The 18163-nt window shown below is 49.3% G+C and carries 18 protein-coding genes and 1 tRNA gene; 17 read left to right on the top strand and 2 right to left on the bottom strand.

Going from position 1 to position 18163, the window contains the following annotated elements; genetic code table 11:
- Nucleotides 1-68: 68 nt before the first annotated feature.
- From hisD to LCF57_RS09210, 16 genes are all read left to right on the top strand, one after another.
- Nucleotides 69-1382, top strand: a complete 1314-nt coding sequence (hisD, locus tag LCF57_RS09285) for a histidinol dehydrogenase (protein WP_226000431.1) — start codon at nucleotides 69-71, stop codon at nucleotides 1380-1382.
- Nucleotides 1366-1974 (top strand): imidazoleglycerol-phosphate dehydratase HisB, encoded by a 609-nt coding sequence (gene hisB / locus LCF57_RS09280; RefSeq protein ID WP_226000430.1) that lies wholly within the window; start codon nucleotides 1366-1368, stop codon nucleotides 1972-1974. Before hisD ends, hisB begins: the two co-directional genes overlap by 17 nt.
- A gap of 3 nt (nucleotides 1975-1977) precedes the next feature.
- On the top strand, nucleotides 1978-2607 hold the full coding sequence (gene hisH, locus LCF57_RS09275; RefSeq protein WP_226000429.1) for an imidazole glycerol phosphate synthase subunit HisH: 630 nt from the start codon (nucleotides 1978-1980) through the stop codon (nucleotides 2605-2607).
- Between the two features lie 109 nt (nucleotides 2608-2716).
- Nucleotides 2717-3448, top strand: a complete 732-nt coding sequence (gene hisA, locus LCF57_RS09270) for a 1-(5-phosphoribosyl)-5-[(5-phosphoribosylamino)methylideneamino]imidazole-4-carboxamide isomerase (protein WP_226000428.1) — start codon at nucleotides 2717-2719, stop codon at nucleotides 3446-3448.
- An 11-nt stretch (nucleotides 3449-3459) separates the two neighbouring features.
- Nucleotides 3460-4218, top strand: a complete 759-nt coding sequence (hisF, locus tag LCF57_RS09265; RefSeq protein WP_226000427.1) for an imidazole glycerol phosphate synthase subunit HisF — start codon at nucleotides 3460-3462, stop codon at nucleotides 4216-4218.
- Nucleotides 4215-4958 (top strand): bifunctional phosphoribosyl-AMP cyclohydrolase/phosphoribosyl-ATP diphosphatase HisIE, encoded by a 744-nt coding sequence (hisIE, locus tag LCF57_RS09260; RefSeq protein WP_226000426.1) that lies wholly within the window; start codon nucleotides 4215-4217, stop codon nucleotides 4956-4958. The genes hisF and hisIE overlap by 4 nt, the downstream gene beginning before the upstream one ends.
- 36 nt (nucleotides 4959-4994) lie before the next feature.
- Nucleotides 4995-5819, top strand: coding sequence for a histidinol-phosphatase HisJ (gene hisJ / locus LCF57_RS09255; RefSeq protein ID WP_226000425.1), 825 nt, complete (start codon nucleotides 4995-4997; stop codon nucleotides 5817-5819).
- A 227-nt stretch (nucleotides 5820-6046) separates the two neighbouring features.
- Nucleotides 6047-7825, top strand: a complete 1779-nt coding sequence (locus LCF57_RS09250) for a tetratricopeptide repeat protein (RefSeq protein WP_226000424.1) — start codon at nucleotides 6047-6049, stop codon at nucleotides 7823-7825.
- A 39-nt stretch (nucleotides 7826-7864) separates the two neighbouring features.
- The gene (gene trxB, locus LCF57_RS09245; protein ID WP_226000423.1) at nucleotides 7865-8818 is read left to right on the top strand and encodes a thioredoxin-disulfide reductase; all 954 of its coding nucleotides are present in this window, start codon (nucleotides 7865-7867) and stop codon (nucleotides 8816-8818) included.
- 401 nt (nucleotides 8819-9219) lie between these two features.
- Nucleotides 9220-10170 carry an ROK family glucokinase gene (locus tag LCF57_RS09240; RefSeq protein WP_226000422.1) on the top strand — a complete coding sequence of 317 codons (951 nt, stop codon included), beginning with the start codon at nucleotides 9220-9222 and terminating at the stop codon, nucleotides 10168-10170.
- 65 nt (nucleotides 10171-10235) lie between these two features.
- Nucleotides 10236-11135, top strand: coding sequence for an RNase adapter RapZ (gene rapZ / locus LCF57_RS09235; protein WP_226000421.1), 900 nt, complete (start codon nucleotides 10236-10238; stop codon nucleotides 11133-11135).
- Between the two features lie 12 nt (nucleotides 11136-11147).
- On the top strand, nucleotides 11148-12134 hold the full coding sequence (locus tag LCF57_RS09230) for a gluconeogenesis factor YvcK family protein (RefSeq protein ID WP_025717834.1): 987 nt from the start codon (nucleotides 11148-11150) through the stop codon (nucleotides 12132-12134).
- 5 nt (nucleotides 12135-12139) lie between these two features.
- On the top strand, nucleotides 12140-13084 hold the full coding sequence (gene whiA, locus LCF57_RS09225) for a DNA-binding protein WhiA (RefSeq protein WP_226000420.1): 945 nt from the start codon (nucleotides 12140-12142) through the stop codon (nucleotides 13082-13084).
- A gap of 135 nt (nucleotides 13085-13219) precedes the next feature.
- Entirely contained in the window at nucleotides 13220-13489 is a 270-nt protein-coding gene (locus LCF57_RS09220) for an HPr family phosphocarrier protein (RefSeq protein ID WP_013368811.1), read from the top strand.
- 280 nt (nucleotides 13490-13769) lie between these two features.
- Nucleotides 13770-14525, top strand: a complete 756-nt coding sequence (locus tag LCF57_RS09215) for an SIMPL domain-containing protein (protein ID WP_226000419.1) — start codon at nucleotides 13770-13772, stop codon at nucleotides 14523-14525.
- Nucleotides 14526-14757: 232 nt separating this feature from the next.
- A complete protein-coding gene (locus tag LCF57_RS09210) occupies nucleotides 14758-15867 on the top strand; it encodes a PdaC/SigV domain-containing protein (RefSeq protein ID WP_226000418.1) in 1110 nt (369 codons plus the stop codon).
- 81 nt (nucleotides 15868-15948) lie between these two features.
- Here LCF57_RS09210 and clpP read toward each other — a convergent pair whose 3' ends face one another.
- Both clpP and LCF57_RS09200 read right to left on the bottom strand, forming a co-directional pair.
- Nucleotides 15949-16545: an ATP-dependent Clp endopeptidase proteolytic subunit ClpP gene (gene clpP / locus LCF57_RS09205; protein ID WP_013368815.1), complete on the bottom strand. Its 597-nt coding sequence runs from the start codon at nucleotides 16543-16545 to the stop codon at nucleotides 15949-15951.
- A 213-nt stretch (nucleotides 16546-16758) separates the two neighbouring features.
- A tRNA-Arg gene (locus tag LCF57_RS09200) sits at nucleotides 16759-16830 on the bottom strand.
- 234 nt (nucleotides 16831-17064) lie between these two features.
- On the opposite strand from LCF57_RS09200, the gene LCF57_RS09195 reads away from it, so the two are divergent.
- On the top strand, nucleotides 17065-18102 hold the full coding sequence (locus tag LCF57_RS09195; protein ID WP_226000417.1) for a sugar-binding transcriptional regulator: 1038 nt from the start codon (nucleotides 17065-17067) through the stop codon (nucleotides 18100-18102).
- Nucleotides 18103-18163 lie beyond the last annotated feature (61 nt).

The following is an 18163-nucleotide window of genomic DNA, read 5'->3' as shown; positions in this document are numbered from 1 at the left end:
ATGGAATGAGGTCAATGGTTGAAGTAGCATTCTGCAAAGCAAGCTGCAAGTGAGGAGGGAATGGACAAATGAAGATCGTATCAATTCGTGATTTCAGTCTCCAGCGCGAGGTGGATTACGGTACACCAGAACAAAATGAGGCTGTTCGTGCCATTATTCAATCGGTGCGGCAGGAGGGAGATGCAGCTGTTCTGCGGTATACGGAATCGTTTGATGGCGTATCGTTGACGGCGGAGCAGCTTCGTGTGACAGATGAAGAATTGAAGTCAGCATATGACAAGGTGGAGCCTTCTTTTATACAGGCGATTCGAGAGGCGGCAGAAAATATTCGTGCTTTTCACATGAAGCAAAAACGGAACTCGTGGATGGATTGGCAGCCGGACGGTAGCCTGCTCGGTCAGATTATCCGACCGTTGCAGCGTGTAGGCGTGTATGTTCCGGGCGGTAAAGCGGCCTATCCATCCTCGGTGCTGATGAATGTCATTCCCGCTCAGGTGGCTGGTGTACCGGAGATTGTCATGGTGACACCCCCGGCAACAGGCGGCAAGGCGGGAATTGATCCATATACACTGGTAGCTGCGGCAGAGGCTGGTGTGACCGAAATATACCGGGTGGGTGGAGCGCAGGCGATTGCCGCTCTCGCATACGGAACACATCGCATTGAACCAGTCGATAAAATTTGCGGTCCCGGCAACATTTATGTAGCACTGGCAAAGCGTGAGGTGTACGGTGCGGTGGATATCGACAGTATTGCCGGACCAAGTGAAATTGTCGTGCTGGCTGATCATGCGGCGAATGCTGCTTACGTTGCAGCAGATCTGCTGTCGCAGGCTGAGCATGACGAAATGGCCTCGGCCATTCTGGTTACACCCTCGCAGCGCTTGGCGGAAGAAGTATCTGCTGAGGTACAGCGCCAATTGGCCGATCTGCCCCGCAGAGATATTGCCTCTGCATCGGTAGAGTCCTACGGGGCCATCATTGTCGTTGACACTCTGGAAGAGGGCATCGGTATTGTCAATCGGCTTGCGCCGGAGCATCTGGAGATCATGACAGAGCAGCCGATGGAGCATGTGGGTCTGATAGAAAATGCGGGAGCTATTTTCCTGGGAGCGTACAGCTCAGAGCCGGTAGGCGATTATTTTGCCGGGCCAAACCACATTATTCCGACGAATGGAACCGCGCGGTTTTCTTCGCCGGTGGATATTGATGATTTTATCAAGAAGTCGAGTATGATCTATTACAGCAAGGAAGCGCTGCTGCGCAATGGAGAGACGATTATGCAGCTTGCCCGGCATGAAGGGCTGGAAGGTCACGCGCGGGCGATACAGGTTCGATTGGACAATGAAAAGAAGGCGGTGGATGGCGATGGGGAACGAAAATAACGGAACAGGACGTACAGGGAGCGTCAGCCGGAGGACGAACGAAACGGATATTCAGCTAACTTTTGCGGTAGATGGGACAGGACAGGCCGAGATCGAAACGGATGTTCCTTTTCTAAATCACATGCTGGATTTGTTCACGAAGCACGGACACTTTGACCTGAATGTGCAGGCCAGAGGGGATGTTGACATCGACGATCACCATACTGTGGAGGATATTGGTATCTGTCTGGGGCAAACCTTGCTGGAAGCACTGGGTGATAAAAAAGGAATCAAGCGCTATGCCAGCGTCTTTGTGCCGATGGATGAGGCGCTCGCGCAAGTCATCATTGACCTCAGTAACCGACCCCATTTTGAGTATCGTGCGGAGTATCCGTCACAGCAGGTAGGGAGCTTTTCGACGGAGTTGGTGCATGAATTTCTGTGGAAGTTTGCATTAGAGGCCCGTATGACGCTGCACGTCATCGTTCACTACGGGCAAAATACCCATCATATGATCGAGGCGGTGTTCAAAGCACTGGGACGAGCGCTGGACGAGGCGACCTCCATTGATCCACGGGTAACGGGAGTGCCTTCAACGAAGGGAGTGCTATAGTCCATGTCCATTGCTATTGTGGATTACGGCAGAGGCAATCTGCATAGTGTGAGCAAGGCGGTTGAACGTCTTGGCTATGAGGCTGTAGTCACAGGAGAGGCCCAAGTGATTCGTTCCTCCAGCGGTGTGATTCTGCCGGGTGTGGGGGCATTCGGAGATGCTATGGAGCATTTGCGTTCCAGTGGATTGGATCGTGTTATTCAGGAGGTGGCGAGCGCTGGACAACCGTTGCTCGGTGTTTGCTTGGGTATGCAGCTATTGTTCACTCGTGGTGAAGAATATGGCAGTCATGAAGGGCTTAATATTTTACCGGGCGAGGTTGTTCGTTTTGCTCCCGATTTGGGTGTTAAGGTGCCGCATATGGGCTGGAATCGTCTGCGTATGACACAGCCGGATCACCCGTTGCTGCAGGGCTTGGAGGAAGGGCATGTGTATTTTGTGCACTCCTATCATGCGAAGCCGGAGGTTGAAAGTGACCTGCTGGCGGTGACTGACTACGGCGGGCCTGTAACAGCTATCGTTGGCAGAGGCCATGTATATGGCATGCAGTTCCATCCTGAGAAGAGTGGAGAAATGGGCATGCGGCTGCTGCGTCAGTTTTTGGAGCTGGCGGAGGCGGTAAAGCGAGCGTAACTACTCATCAGTCTGTGGGAGGGTGCTACGGTATACGGTACGGCCAGCTTTGGGCGTTGATTGGTGTGAAGGCATATAGATGTTGAATAGCTCACAAGGGGGTCATACTTTGTTCACGATATATCCGGCGATTGATATTCGCGATGGCAAATGTGTACGGTTGGTACAGGGGGATTACAACCAGGAGACGATATACAACGAAAATCCGGTAGAGGTAGCCCGGGAATGGGAGCGCAAGGGCGGCTCTTATATTCATCTGGTTGATCTGGACGGTGCTAAAGCTGGCCAGCCGGTAAACGATGAGCTAATCGGTCGTATCGCTTCTGCAGTGCAGGTGCCTGTACAGGTGGGTGGCGGCTTACGCACACGCGAGCATGTGGAGCGACTGTTGTCATTGGGCGTGAGCCGCGTGATTTTGGGCACGGCGGCAATTGAGGACCGCGCCTTTACCGAAGCGGTGTTGGCTACCCACGGTGATCGGATCGCTATCGGTCTGGATGCGCGAAATGGCTATGTAGCTACGCGCGGGTGGCTCGAAACCTCGGAGGTACGCGCGGATGAACTGGCCGCTGAGCTGGCCGCCAAGGGGGCGCAGACGTTCATCTTTACAGACATTTCACGCGATGGAATGATGCAGGGACCGAATGTGGAGGCAATCGTAGCGCTTGCAAAAAGCAGCGGACGTACCGTAATTGCTTCCGGGGGTGTCAGTCAGATGGATGACCTGATCACACTGAGCGCGTATGCACAAGAAGGTGTTGGCGGTGCCATTGTGGGTAAGGCATTGTATACGGGAAGCATTGACTTACAGATGGCCGTACAAGCTGTAGCGAAGGCATAGGGGGAGTAAACATGCTGGCTAAACGTATTATTCCCTGTCTGGATGTAAAGGATGGCAGGGTGGTCAAGGGCGTCAATTTTGTGAATCTGCGTGATGCGGGCGACCCGGTGGAACTGGCGGCGCTGTATGACCGGGAAGGTGCGGATGAGATTGTATTTCTGGATATTTCCGCATCGGTTGAAGGTCGTGCCACTATGGAAGCGGTCGTTCGCCAGACAGCCGGGGAGATCGCTATTCCCTTCACGGTCGGTGGCGGGATTTCCCATGTCGATGATATGAAACGTATTTTGCGTGCCGGGGCCGATAAAATTGGCGTGAATACGGCGGCTGTGCGTAACCCTCAGCTGATTGCGGAGGGTGCACGCAGCTTTGGTTCACAATGCATCGTTGTTGCGATTGATGCCAAGTACAATGAGGCGTGGGGCGAGTGGGAAGTATATACGCACGGAGGCCGGACGCCATCCGGTATCCGCGCCTTGGCCTGGGCCAAGGAGGCTGAACAGCTGGGGGCTGGAGAGATTCTGCTGACCAGCATGAATGCGGACGGAACCAAGGATGGATTTGACCTGCCACTGACTGTTGCGGTGTCGGATACGGTGAGAATTCCGGTCATTGCGTCCGGTGGAGCTGGCAAGCAGGAGCATTTTTATGACGTGTTTACGACGGGCAAGGCGGATGCTGGACTGGCGGCAACGATTTTTCACTATAAAGAAATAGGAATCCCTGAGCTAAAACGGGATTTAAAGCGCAGAGGAGTGGAGATACGATGAGCAACGAATTGAACCAGCAGCTATCTCTGGAGCAGATATTGGATAATATCCGCTGGAATGAAGCGGGGCTTGTTTCAGCCATTGTACAGGATGCTGCTACGCTCCAGGTGCTAACCTTGGCCTACATGAACCGCGAGTCGCTGAAGCTGTCTCTGGAATCGGGAGAGACCTGGTTTTGGTCTCGTTCCAGACAGGAGCTGTGGCACAAGGGAGCAACCTCCGGGAATACGCAAAAAATCTCCTCCATCCAGCTGGATTGTGACGGTGATGCTCTGCTTGTACGTGTCATTCCGAACGGTCCTGCTTGTCATACAGGAGCAACGAGCTGTTTTTCCCGCGAGATTTCTGCGCCGGGAACGGCTGTAGCATCTGCCACTGGCAATATAGCGGCGGGGCAATCTCAGGCGGCTGAGACGGACGGAACGGCCAACGCTGCCACAAGTCGCTTTGAGGTGCTTGCCCAGCTAGAGGCGATCATTAAGGAACGTGAGGTGACACGTCCCGAAGGAGCCTACACGACCTATCTCTTTGATAAAGGCGTAGACAAAATCCTGAAAAAGGTTGGCGAAGAAGCATCCGAAACGATCATTGCCGCCAAAAATAAAGATAATGAGGAGCTGCGTTTGGAGGTCAGCGATTTGATTTATCATCTGCTGGTGCTGTTGCAGGAGCGGAAGCTACCGCTGGATGATGTGCTGGCTGAGCTGAATCGTCGTCATGAACGTCCTCGTCGTGATTAAAATGGGTGTTTTAGTGCAGAAAGGGGCGAGGGCTGCATGAAAATTGACTATCATACGCATCATGCCCGTTGCGGTCACGCGATAGGAAGTCTGGAAGAGTATGTGCAGCAGGGGATTCGGTTGGGGCTGGATCAGCTTGGCTTGTCGGATCACATGCCCTTATTGCATGTAAAACCAGCCGACTATTACCCGGAAATGGCAATGCCTATGGAGGAGCTGCCCCGATATGTAGAAGAGTGTCTGGAATTGAAGGACCGCTATAAAGGGCAGATTGATATACGTGTCGGCCTGGAAGGCGACTACATTGAGGGCTGGGAACGAGAAATCGAAGATATTATTACCGCGTATCCGTGGGATTATGTGATTGGTTCCGTTCACTTTCTCGGTGAATGGGATGTTACGGACTTCCGTCAGGTACACCATTGGGAAGGCAAAAATGTGCTGGAGGTATACCGCGCGTATTACGATGCGGTTTCCAAGGCGGCAGCTACCGGCTTATATGACATCATGGGTCATTTGGATGTCATTAAACGCTTCGGCCATCATCCGAAGCCGGAGGAAGAGGAGGATCTGCGTGAGCTGGAGCGCTCAGCACTCTCAGCCGTGGCCCGTAGCGGTCGGGCAATGGAGCTGAATGCATCAGGGCTATCCAAGCCCTGTGCAGAGATGTTCCCGAGCCGCCGCATGCTGGTGCAGGCACTATCGCTAGGCATCCCGCTGACCGTCGGCTCGGATGCCCATGATCCAGCGAAGCTGTCCGAGCATTTGGAGAAGGCGCGCGCTCTTCTATATGAGGTCGGCTATCGCGAGCTTGCTGTATTTCAGCATCGCGAGCGTACGCTAGTGCCGTTGACGCTTTAATTTCATATATCCATAGACTAGCCGAACGCTACCTTTTAAAGAGGAAAACGCGCTCGGCTATTGGCGTATCCTCTTATATGTGTCTAACAGTGTGTATTTATTGGAGAACAATCCTGCATCTGTTTTTTGGAATGCAGCATGACCGACTGTCAAGTCGTTTTGAAGTTGTGGTATACTGGAGGGTATGAACATGCCAGTTACATTTAAAGGAGGTGCCTTGGTTATTTATGAAAGGGAAACATCTGCGAGTATCGGAACAACCTAGCCCTAAGATTATTGCTTTGCGTTTCGACGCATCTTTCTTTTTTGAGAAAGCTGTGCGCTCGCTTGACCGTAATCATTATGACAAGGCATTGAAATATTTTCGTAAAGCCGTTGAATATGAGCCGGATAATCCGGTGAATCATTGCAATATGGCGGGTATATTATCAGAGATGGGGGATTATGCAGGCTCGAACGAGATCCTGTCCTCTGTTCTGAGCGACGTAGATCCGTCGATGACAGAGTGTTATTTCTATATGGCGAATAATTACGCTAATATGGAGCAATTTGAAGAAGCGGAGAAAGCTTTAGTCACGTACCTGGAGGAGGACGAAGAAGGACAGTTTCTTGATGAGGCCGAGGAAATGATGGAATTGCTCTATTATGAGCTGGACCGTCCAACCAAGCTGAACCGCATTAAGGCCCGGCAGGGAGTAGTCGAGCATGATCAGGCCCGCGTCCTGCTGGAGGAAGGGAAATTCGCTCAGGCAGCCCAATTGCTCAAGCAAATTTCGGAGGAACAGCCCGATATGTTCGCTGCGCGAAATAATCTGGCGCTGGCCTATTACTACATGGGATTGTTCCAAAATGCTAAAACGGTCATTCTTCGAGTGCTGGAGGATGAGCCGGGGAATTTGCACGCGTTGTGCAACTTGGCGATCTTTTATCAGCATGAGGGAGGCGGTCCGGAATTGGATCGCTTAGTTCAAACCTTGGCGGTCACCATACCGTTTCAGGAGGAACAGGTGTTCAAGCTGGCAACCACCATGGGCATTCTCGGACGCCATGAGGAGGCCTACAGACATTTCCGCAGATTGCTACATGGCACTGGAGAGAACAGTGCTGACGCTTCTTTGTACCATTACACGGCAGTAGCTGCCAGCAATACAGGAAGATATGCGGAAGCCCGGCGGTTGTGGAGTCATTTGCAAAAGCAGGATGCTTCCTCGGAAGTTCCGCGCTTTTTCCTGTCCCGACTGGAGGAACTCCAGCAGGAGGGCACACCACTACAAGTGCTCAGCTACCATTATCATCTCCCTTTTGAGGAGCAATTCCGCATGTGGGAGAAGTTCGGCGCTGACCAAGTGCCTGACAGTATGAAGAAGGACCCGCTCATACGGTCATCCTTCTTCTGGGCTTTGCGCCACGGAGACCGGGCAACTCAGCTTCAGGTCATTCAGGCGCTGAGCTTGATCGGTGATGATGAGGTGCGCCAGGCACTGGAGTCGTTTGTAGATGACCCGGATCAGGAGGGTGAGCTGAAACAGCGTGCCTTGCAGGTTCTGCAAGAGCTGACGGAGCAGGAGCATGGCGCTCAGGAAACGGCCTCGCAAGCAGATCAGATGGAGCGGTCAGAAGCTGAAAGAGATCGTCAGTTAACTGAAGGCGATGTATCTGCTTCTCCGGTCGATCCGCAATGGCAGGCAGTGCTCGATAAGGTGCTGACCGTCATGAGCAAGCCGTCAGATCCGGCCATGCAGCACGATTTGCGGTCGCTTTGGCTGGAGTATTTGGATCGACTTGCTCCAGAAGTGCCGATGATTCAGCATACTGAGGGATGGGCAGCGGCGCTGGAATATTTGACAGCCAAAATGCATCATCATGCAGTCACCTATCAAGAAGTAGCCGACCGTTACGGTATTTCCGTATCGACCGTAAGCCGCTATGCGCGCCAGATTGACAGTGTGTGTGGTATCAAACAGAAGCTGAAGCAGCCGCTCTCCACGTTTAAAAAGCAGGTCTGAGGCCTGCTCCAAACATCACTTAAAGGAGGCAACAAACGTATGTATAAATCCATAATTATTGGTACAGGTCCCGCAGGCTATACAGCCGCTATTTATTTGGCGCGCGCTAACATGAATCCGCTGATCATTGAGGGAATGCAGCCCGGCGGGCAGCTTACCACGACGACCGAAATTGAAAATTTCCCGGGTTTTGAGCAAGGTATCCTTGGTCCTGAATTGATGGATAACATGCGCAAGCAGGCTGAACGCTTTGGCGCTGAATTTACTTCCGGTTGGGTAGAGGAAGTGGATTTCAGCAAGCGCCCTTTTAAAGTGAAGGTAGAGGGTAAAGGCATCATTGAGGCGGAGTCGGTTATTATTGCTACAGGCGCGTCTGCCAAATATCTCGGTATTCCAGGTGAACAGGACAATGTAGGGCGCGGAGTCAGCACGTGCGCAACCTGCGACGGCTTCTTTTTCCGCGGGAAAAAGATTGTCGTGGTCGGCGGCGGCGATTCGGCGATGGAGGAAGCGGGCTTCTTGACCCGGTTTGCTTCCAGTGTAACCCTGGTTCATCGTCGTGATGAGCTGCGGGCATCTAAAATTATGCAAGACCGCGCACGTGAGAATGAGAAAGTACACTGGGCATTAAACCGGACTCCTCTGGAAGTCGTAACGGGAGAAACTGGATTGAAGGGCTTGAAGGTACACAATAATGAAAATAATCAGGATGAATTGATTGAGGCGGATGGCGTGTTCGTAGCGATTGGACATACACCAAACACAAGCTTCCTGAACGGTCAAATCCATACAGACGATCACGGCTACATTAAAGTGAAGCCAGGCACGACGGAAACGAACATCCCCGGTGTTTTTGCGTGTGGGGACGTGCAGGATAATCGTTACCGCCAAGCTATTACGGCTGCGGGAACGGGCTGCATGGCGGCTATGGACTGCGAGAAATATCTCGAGGGCAGCGCTGTTCATGACTGGAGCGAAACACTGGATCAATAAAGACAGCCTATAGCTCACAATGACTAGAGTGGGGTAAGGTAGCCCTGTTATAAGCGATATTTCGATGTTGAGGAAGAGAGGCCTGCTGCGTTTGCACAGGCTTTTTCCTTTTTAAGATTATAGAATTTATAAATTTTCAGCGGAGCTGAACAATTCTATAATCGCAAGGAAAACTTCCGTTAAGCGTGGTGGCTTCCGTGAAAGTACATCAATAGACGTTTTTCTTATGGATGAGCGAGACCAAAAGTTCCGCTAATCGTACATTTTTCAATAGGTAAGTGTCCTTGACCGTAACGGGGGCTTCAATTATAGTTGGAACGTAGGATTGCTATTATGAAGTCAAGATTTTAATCATATGTTTCATACAAGGTTTTTAAGTAAACATAAAGGTGGCTTGAAACATGTCTGAAAGTATCTATGTGGGTGTCGATCTGGGCGGTACAGCGATTAAAGTCGGCATTTGTAATGAAAACGGACAGCTTTTGCACACTTATGAGGGACCAACCGAAACCGATAAGGGCGTAGATGTTGTAATCAGCAATATCGAAAAATATGTGCGGCACATTGTTGAGCAATCTCCTTATGAATGGGATCAATTGAAGGGTGTCGGTGCGGGCGTTGCGGGTTTTACAAATGTTCGCAACGGTATTATTGTCCTCGCCCCTAATATTGGCTTTCGTGACGTACCGATTCGGGCGCTTTTGGAGGAACGGATCGGCAAGCCTGTAAAAATAGACAATGACGCTAACGTTGCCGCACTTGGCGAAGCATGGGCCGGAGCGGGCAAAGGCAGAGATAACTGCGTATGCTATACCCTGGGTACGGGTGTTGGCGGCGGCATTATTATTAATGGTAAAATATATCAAGGCTTCTCGGGTATGGCCGGTGAAATTGGACATATGAGTGTTGTACCTGATCTGGAGGCTATCCAGTGTGGATGCGGCAAAATGGGTTGTCTGGAAACCGTATCTTCTGCAACAGGTATTATCCGTATGGCAAAAGACGCTGTGGAACGTGGCGATCGCACCTCTCTGGCACTGGAGGATCAAATTGCTGCTAAAGAAGTATTTGATGCTGCTAAAGCCGGTGATGAGGTCGCGTTACGTATCGTGAACCGGGCTGCCTTTTATTTGGGGAAATCTATGGCAGCCGTGGCCGCAGTGCTCAATCCGGAGCTGTTTATTATAGGCGGCGGTGTTTCCAAAGCTGGCGATTTTTTGTTTGAAGAGATGCGCCGCGTATACACTAAGCTGGCACCTGAGCCTCTTCAGCAAGGAGTATCGATTGTTCCGGCAGTACTGGGCAATGACGCAGGTATCGTAGGGGCTGCAGGCTTGCTGCTGCGCTCCTGATTTATAGGCAACTGATATACGGGTACTGACATAGAGCGAAGAAGCAAAAGGAGAGGGAAGTCCATATGACAGACAACCTAAAAAATGCTGCGCCGTGGGCAACGCTCATTATTATTACGGGGATGTCAGGTGCAGGGAAGACCATTGCGGTGCAGAGCCTGGAAGACTTGGGCTTCTTCTGCGTTGATAATTTGCCCCCTGTGCTGATTCCCAAATTCGCTGAGTTAATCGAGCAGTCTAACGGAAAAATAGGTAAAGTGGCGCTCGTAATTGATTTGCGTGGTCGAGAATTTTTCACTGCCTTGTCGGAATCATTGAATTATATTAAAGATCATTTTACGATTCATTGTGAAATTCTATTCTTGAATGCTAATGATGGCGTTCTTGTGCAACGTTACAAGGAAAGCCGTCGACGTCATCCGCTAGCTCCAGACGGTATGCCTTTGGATGGAATCCGACTGGAGCGCAAAATGCTGAAGGAGCTGAAAAGCTCCGCTACAGAGGTTATAGATACAAGCACGATGAAGCCCGCAACCTTAAAGGCTCGGATCATTTCGAGATTTTCACATCTGGAAAGCAGTATGCTTTCCGTGAATATTACTTCTTTTGGCTTTAAATATGGTATTCCCATTGATGCTGATCTTGTATTCGATGTGCGCTTCCTGCCTAATCCTCACTACGTGGACCAGCTTCGCCCCCACACGGGCCAGGACAGCGATGTATATGATTATGTTATGAAATGGCCTGAGACTCAGGCATTTCTGACCAAGCTGCTGGATATGTTGCATTTTTTGATTCCACAATACCGTAAAGAAGGCAAGAGTCAGGTGATCATCGGTATTGGCTGTACCGGCGGTAAGCATCGTTCTGTTGCGATATCGGAATATTTAGGAAAAATGTTGGGTGCCAGCGAGACAGAATCCGTTTCTGTTTCGCATCGGGATGCTGATCGGGACCGGCATTAATGAGGTGAAATGATGAAAGAGACCGGATCACAACGGGAGCGCCCGCGTATTGTTGTTATGGGCGGGGGAACCGGCTTGTCTGTCATGCTGCGGGGCTTGAAGCAAAAGCCACTGGATATTACGGCTATTGTTACAGTCGCTGACGATGGCGGAAGCTCCGGGATATTGCGCAGTGAGCTGCAGATGCCCCCTCCAGGGGACATCCGCAATGTGCTGACTGCCTTGGCTGACGTAGAACCAGTGATGTCAGATATGCTAAAATACCGTTTCGGTGCAGGATCAGGATTGTCAGGCCATAGTTTGGGCAATCTGATTTTGGCAGCGATGACCGATATATCAGGTGATTTTGTAACGGCGGTGCGTGAGCTTAGCCGTGTATTTGCTGTCCGGGGGCGTGTACTGCCGGCAGCCGAAGAAGGCGTTGTGTTAAGTGCCGAAATGGAGGATGGCACGGTTGTTACCGGAGAGTCCAAAATCCCGGAAGCGGGCGGCAGAATCAAACGTGTTTTTCTTGAACCGACTCACGTGGAGCCGTTGCCTGAGGCTGTAGAGGCCATAAATGAAGCTGATGCGATTCTGATCGGCCCCGGCAGTTTGTATACCAGTATTTTACCCAATCTACTCGTACCGAAGCTCGCTGAGGCTGTAGTGAAATCTGATGCTATCAAAATATTTGTCTGCAACGTCATGACCCAGCCGGGTGAAACCGATGGTTATACGGTGGGAGATCACCTGCAGGCTATTTACGAGCATGTAGGGCATCATCTCTTCGACTATGTCATTGTCAATAACGGAGAAATCCCGCCTCAAGTGCAGGAAATGTATGCCGAGCAGGGAGCCAAGCCAGTTCAAGTCGACATGGGCGAACTGAACGACCGGGGATATAAGGTGGTGGCAGATACGTTAGTTTTGTTCCGCACGTATTTACGGCATGATGCAGACAAACTAAGCCAGCATATTTATCAATTGGTACAAAACTGGATATTAAGAAGGAGGTGAGTCCCTTGTCCTTTGCGGCACAAACGAAAAAAGAGCTTACGATGATTGAAAGCCAGCCCTGCTGTGAAAAAGCGGAGCTGTCTGCGCTTATACGTATGCTCGGATCCGTACAACTGTCGAATAAAAGGGTAATATTGGACGTGTCTACAGAAAATGCCGCGATTGCAAGGCGGATTTACTCCTTGATCAAAAAGCATTTTCAGCTTCACATTGAACTGCTTGTACGGAAAAAAATGCGCTTGAAAAAAAATAATGTGTACATTGTCCGTATTCCTAACGGTGTACAAGAGCTGTTGAAGGATTTATACATTGTATCAGAAGGCTTCTTGTTCACGGACGGGATTAATCGGGAGATCATTCGGAAAAACTGTTGTAAGCGGGCTTATCTGCGTGGCGCCTTTATGGCTGGCGGCTCTGTAAACAACCCGGAGGGATCGTCTTACCATCTTGAAATTTCCTCGATGTATGAGGAGCATTGTCAGGCACTGGTAGATCTTGCGAATGACTTTCATCTGAATGCCCGCTGTATTGAGCGAAAAAAAGGCTTTATTCTCTACATCAAGGAAGGCGAGAAGATCATTGAACTGCTCAGTATCATTGGGGCGCATCAAGCCTTGTTCAAATTCGAGGATGTACGTATTATGCGCGATATGCGCAACTCCGTAAATCGCATTGTCAATTGCGAAACAGCCAATTTGAACAAGACGATCGGTGCTGCGGTCCGGCAAATTGAAAACATTAAGCTGCTGGAGAGGGAAGTTGGTTTGGAGACCTTGCCGGATAAGCTGCGTGAAGTGGCGGAAATCCGACTTGCCCATCCTGATTTGAACTTGAAAGAAGTTGGGGAAATGCTCAAAGGGGTCGTCAGTAAATCCGGTGTAAATCACCGTCTTCGCAAGATTGACGAGATGGCGGACAAAATCAGGGGAGAAAATGGCCTGATTCCGTAAAAAAGAATGTCCTTGGGGCTTTTTGCCGCTTTAATTAGTTTTTTTTCTAGTGTCTGTCCCAGGTTAATGTTATAATGTGATAAATAAAATGGAGTAAGTAGTGTCCAGATTTATTTGATGAGGGGGTAAGCTGACATGTCAAAACATCCGGTAGTCGTACGCTTGAAAACAGGACTGCACGCCAGACCTGCTGCGTTATTCGTACAGGAAGCGAATAAATATTCATCTGAGATTTTTGTGGAAAAAGAAGACAAGAAGGTTAATGCCAAGAGCATCATGGGTATTATGAGTCTTGCCATCAGTACAGGTACTGAAATTAATATTAGTGCTGAAGGTGCGGACGCCGAACAGGCTGTAAACGCTTTAGTAAGTCTGGTTAGTAAGGTAGAACTGGAAAATCAGTAAGCGACTGTCTATTTTTTGTGATACGGTGTACGCTCTTTCGTGAAAAGCCCTTCGGGGCTTTTTTTATTTCCGTAAAAAGTCTAGATATTCCTTCGTAAAGCTTCGTAAAGCTCTATAAGTACCGTTTTGTTGAATATGCCAACTGGAATTAGTCCAACCTACATCTAATTTATATTCCGTGTTTATTCTTTATTTCGGAAATGTGAACGCTTGTCTGCAACCTTTTTTCGTCTTTTCCGTCTGGAAGGTACAAACATTTTCAAGAAAGAGGTTGGATACGATGAGACATTGGACAAAAATGGTAAGCACAGCAGTTCTCACAGGAGCATTATTGGCAGGGGGAGTAGCTGGAGGATTGTGGACAGGAGCAGATCGTGCTTATGCCGCATCAACAGCTGCGACGGTGAATAGTGTAATAAATGTGAGCGGAAGCGGCGAAATACTGGCTAAGCCCGATATTGCATACCTCTCGATCGGTGTGCAATCGGAAGGAAACACAGCGGCCGCTGCGCAAAAAGCCAATGCCACGAAAATAAATAAGGTTACACAATTGCTGAAAGAGAAATGGAGCATTAGCGCAGACGACATTCAGACTAGCCAGTTCTACGTGCAACCTAACTATATCTACAACGAAAAAGAAGGGCAGAAGCTCAAAGGCTACATTGCCAACCATACACTTTCCGTGAAATACCGTGATCTGGATAAAATCGGTCAGCTGCTGGATGAGGCTACAAATTCCGGGGCGAATAACGTGGATAATGTACGGTTTTCAGTAGAAGACCCTTCCACCTACGAAGAAGAAGCGATTGCCAAGGCGCTCGGTAACGCTCAATCTAAAGCCAGTGCCGTTGCTAAGGCAGCCAAACGCGGACTAGGGACTCTTGTGAATGTGACGGTAGACGGTGGAGAAGCCCAGGTATTCACACAACGTGAGACTGCTATGAGTAAGGCGCTTATGGATGGTAATGGAACAGATATTCAGTCCGGTCAAGTGACGATAAAGGTTCAGGTATCGGCCCAATACGAAATGAACTAATACAGAACGTTAAACAAAGCCACAAGCGGCTTGCATCATGTGCAGGTTGGCTTGCTGGCTTTTTTTGTATATCGAAACCATTTTGTAATGAGTCTGTCATAGCTAAGGGGTGTTAGGTGTAGAGATTGAAATCGGAGGGTGTACAGATTGTAAACCTCATGTAATCGGGTACAGATATAATAAGAAAAGTAATCAAAACACATACAGATCCACCACAGGAGGAATACTTACGATGAACAAGCATACGAAAAAATGGAGCTCCGCTCTCCTGGCAGTGGGAATTCTAGCAGGAGTCGCAGTTATTCCCGTTTCCTATATTGAGGCAGCATCGACCAAACAGCAAGCTACATCACAGCAACCGGGAATCTCCATCCAATGGAATGGTAAAACATTGGCAACCAAAGGAGTCCAGGTAAACGGAAGCACACTCATTCCAGTAGCAGCACTGCGTGACAGCTTGGGAATTCCGATGAGCTTTGATAGCAAAACAGCAACATATACCGTAGGTAGCGGGTATAACAAGCTTTACATCATGCCCTCTTCCTTTGACGATCCCTATGTCAATATCAATGGAATAAGCACACGGAGCATGGATGCCAAACAGATCGCCGGGAAGTTATACATTCCTATGAGTCTGCTGAAAGATTATCTGGGTATCGATGCTCAGTGGAATGCTGCTCAGAAAACAGTAACGTTGAGTAAAAGCCAGCTTAATCCGATCACAATTGCGTCCCAGTCTCTTCCGGCTTCGAGTAATGCGAAGGTGTCCTATAAGATTAAGTACCCGCAAATCAGCGGTAGCCAGCTGGGACCTGAAGCTCAACAGGCCATTAACAGTGTGCTTAAAAAGCATGCAGAGGGAGTATTGGCAGCAGGCAAAAAGATGATGGCTGAGGGAGAGGCTACAACAGAAAGACCGTATGAGTTTGGGAATGATTTTGCGATTGCCTACAACAAGGACGGTATTCTGAGTGTAATTATGCAGGATTACTCATATACAGGCGGCGCACATGGCATGACGGCACGTAAAGGATGCACGTTCTCGCTCGCTGATGGCAAACTGCTGCAATTATCCGACGTGCTGAAAGCGAACCCCCAATACAAACAGTTTCTCAATAACGACCTAAAGAAAAAAAATGATGCGCTTCAGGCTGGCGAAGGTTTTGGCAAATTTAAAGAGCTGGCGGCGGATCAAAATTTTTATGTGACCAACAGTGGGGTAACAGTCGTGTTTGATTTGTATGATTATGCGCCATACGCGTATGGAATTCCGGAGTTCACCTACTCGTTTGCTCAACTGCTGCCTCAGGGCGGAAAGCCTTTTGCAGGACAAAATGAATAGTACCAAAAAAGCTGCCTACCGGATACGAACATCCGGGGCAGCTTTTTCATTTACCAGCTATTCAGAAGTACATTTCTTCTCTTATACACCTTCTGGAGAAGAGCTGGTTAATACTTTATCAATAATACCGTATTCCTTGGCATCATCAGCGGACATGAAATAGTCACGGTCTGTGTCTTTTTCAATGCGTTCCAGTGGTTGGCCTGTGCGATCTGCGAGAATGCGGTTCAATTTGTCACGCATTTTCAGAATGCGGCGGGCGCGGATTTCGATATCCGTTGCCTGACCTTGTGCACCACCCAATGGTTGGTGAATCATAATTTCACTGTTCGGCAAAGCAAAACGTTTGCCTTTGGCACCTGCGTTCAGCAAGAACGCCCCCATGGAAGCAGCCATACCCACACAAATCGTAGACACGTCAGGTTTAATGTATTGCATCGTATCGAAAATGGCCATACCGGCTGTAATGGAACCGCCAGGACTGTTAATATACAAGTGAATATCTTTTTCAGGATCTTCGGCAGCCAAAAACAGCATTTGCGCAATAATAGAGTTGGCTACAACGTCATTGACGTCCGAGCCCAACAAAATAATGCGATCCTTCAACAGTCTGGAATAAATGTCATAGGCGCGTTCGCCGCGGTTACTTTGTTCTACTACCATAGGAACATAGCTCACGTCAAAAAACCTCCCTTTAATATCGTTAATGGATTTGGTGGACATGCCAATTACATGCCCCTACTTTATAAACTGTTACCGTATTAACCACATGATAAACAATTTCAAACAAAAAGTCAAAGAAAGTCAAACTAATGGTCAAAAAAAAGAGCCCTCTGCGCTCTTATTGGTTAAAACATAATATAGAAGCATTAAAGCATTCATTTAAAATGACGCGCCCGCGAGGAATCGAACCTCGATCTCAGGCTCCGGAGGCCTACGTCATATCCGTTGGACCACGGGCGCACAGCTAATTGGAAACAAAGATGATTATATGATATACGGCATTGAATTGCAAGCTTTTATTATGTGCGCATATTCACATAAAAAGTTGAGAAATATAGGATCAGATAGACTTGCATGTGGAGCAAATATTGGTTAAGATATACGTGGGACTTAAAAAGTTATCCCGGGACGTTTTAAGACCAATCAGAGATATAGTTTAGAGACAGAACTTAGAAGTGTGCGGGAGTGGAAAGCATGCGAAAGATATTAGAAATACAGAAGCAGCTTCTGCCCGACCTCATGGATGTTTTGAAAAAAAGGTACACGATCCTGCATCAGATCATGCTGTCCGATGTTATTGGACGCAGAACACTGGCAGCTTCACTGGATATGACCGAGCGCGTGCTGCGCGCCGAAACCGATCTTCTTAAAGCCCAAGGGCTAATTGAGATTGAGAGTGTGGGCATGAAGGTGAGCAAAGCAGGACTGGATCTGCTGGAACAGCTGGAGCCGATTGCGAACGACTTGTTCGGCCTGTCCCAATTGGAGGATCAGATTCGTCAAGCCTATGGTTTGAGGAAAGTGGTTGTCGTTCCAGGGGATTCGGATGCTTCACCGTTAGCGAAGCAGGAGCTGGGCCGTGCTGGTGCAAAGGCGCTGCTGAGTGTTATGGATGACGAGGATGTTGTCGCTGTAACAGGTGGCACGACAATTGCAGATGTGGCGGAACAACTGACATTACCTGCTAACGGCCCGCTTAAGGGCGGATGGTTTGTACCGGCACGCGGGGGTTTGGGAGAGAGCATGGAAATGCAGGCTAACACTATTGCTTCCACGATGGCTCGCAAGGTCGGCGCTCAATACCGTCTGCTCCATGTACCGGATTTGCTCAGCAATCATGCTTACAACTCCTTGCTTGAGGATACGAATATTCAGGATATATTAAGCCTGATTCGAGAGAGCCGTATCATCATTCACGGGATAGGCAACGCCATAGCGATGGCCCACAGACGCAAGCTTGACCCCGAAACCTTTGCCCAGATCAGCAGTGAAGGCGCGGTTGCCGAATCGTTTGGTTATTATTTTAACGAAGACGGCGTCGTTGTTCACAGAATGCTGACGCTTGGACTCCGCTTGGAGGACATTAGGCGTACGGAGACGGTGCTAGGTGTAGCTGGAGGCAAGAGCAAGGCGGCTGCTATTCATGCAGTATTGCGCTTCGGGCAAGAAGACATTCTTGTCACCGACGAAGGCGCTGCTGTCGAGATTGTAAGCCGTTATTTAAAAGGTTAATATGGCTTGATTAATTGTGTTGTCTTGACGGGCTTTCGGGTCTGTCTTGAATATATAAACT

Origin of the sequence: Paenibacillus sp. BJ-4, assembly GCF_020404765.1 — a bacterium.
Lineage (GTDB): Bacteria > Bacillota > Bacilli > Paenibacillales > Paenibacillaceae > Paenibacillus.
Note: the sequence above shows the minus strand (reverse complement) of the source record. Positions and strands in the feature narration are given on the sequence as shown.

Bases quoted from the DNA above. Each gene is read 5' to 3' on its own strand.
- LCF57_RS09250 (WP_226000424.1), top strand. From the start codon at position 6,047: ATGAAAGGGAAACATCTGCGAGTATCGGAACAACCTAGCCCTAAGATT.
- hisH (WP_226000429.1), top strand. From the start codon at position 1,978: ATGTCCATTGCTATTGTGGATTACGGCAGAGGCAATCTGCATAGTGTG.
- LCF57_RS09220 (WP_013368811.1), top strand. From the start codon at position 13,220: ATGTCAAAACATCCGGTAGTCGTACGCTTGAAAACAGGACTGCACGCC.
- hisB (WP_226000430.1), top strand. From the start codon at position 1,366: ATGGGGAACGAAAATAACGGAACAGGACGTACAGGGAGCGTCAGCCGG.
- LCF57_RS09240 (WP_226000422.1), top strand. From the start codon at position 9,220: ATGTCTGAAAGTATCTATGTGGGTGTCGATCTGGGCGGTACAGCGATT.
- hisD (WP_226000431.1), top strand. From the start codon at position 69: ATGAAGATCGTATCAATTCGTGATTTCAGTCTCCAGCGCGAGGTGGAT.
- LCF57_RS09215 (WP_226000419.1), top strand. From the start codon at position 13,770: ATGAGACATTGGACAAAAATGGTAAGCACAGCAGTTCTCACAGGAGCA.
- trxB (WP_226000423.1), top strand. From the start codon at position 7,865: ATGTATAAATCCATAATTATTGGTACAGGTCCCGCAGGCTATACAGCC.
- LCF57_RS09195 (WP_226000417.1), top strand. From the start codon at position 17,065: ATGCGAAAGATATTAGAAATACAGAAGCAGCTTCTGCCCGACCTCATG.
- hisF (WP_226000427.1), top strand. From the start codon at position 3,460: ATGCTGGCTAAACGTATTATTCCCTGTCTGGATGTAAAGGATGGCAGG.
- rapZ (WP_226000421.1), top strand. From the start codon at position 10,236: ATGACAGACAACCTAAAAAATGCTGCGCCGTGGGCAACGCTCATTATT.
- LCF57_RS09210 (WP_226000418.1), top strand. From the start codon at position 14,758: ATGAACAAGCATACGAAAAAATGGAGCTCCGCTCTCCTGGCAGTGGGA.
- hisIE (WP_226000426.1), top strand. From the start codon at position 4,215: ATGAGCAACGAATTGAACCAGCAGCTATCTCTGGAGCAGATATTGGAT.
- LCF57_RS09230 (WP_025717834.1), top strand. From the start codon at position 11,148: ATGAAAGAGACCGGATCACAACGGGAGCGCCCGCGTATTGTTGTTATG.
- hisJ (WP_226000425.1), top strand. From the start codon at position 4,995: ATGAAAATTGACTATCATACGCATCATGCCCGTTGCGGTCACGCGATA.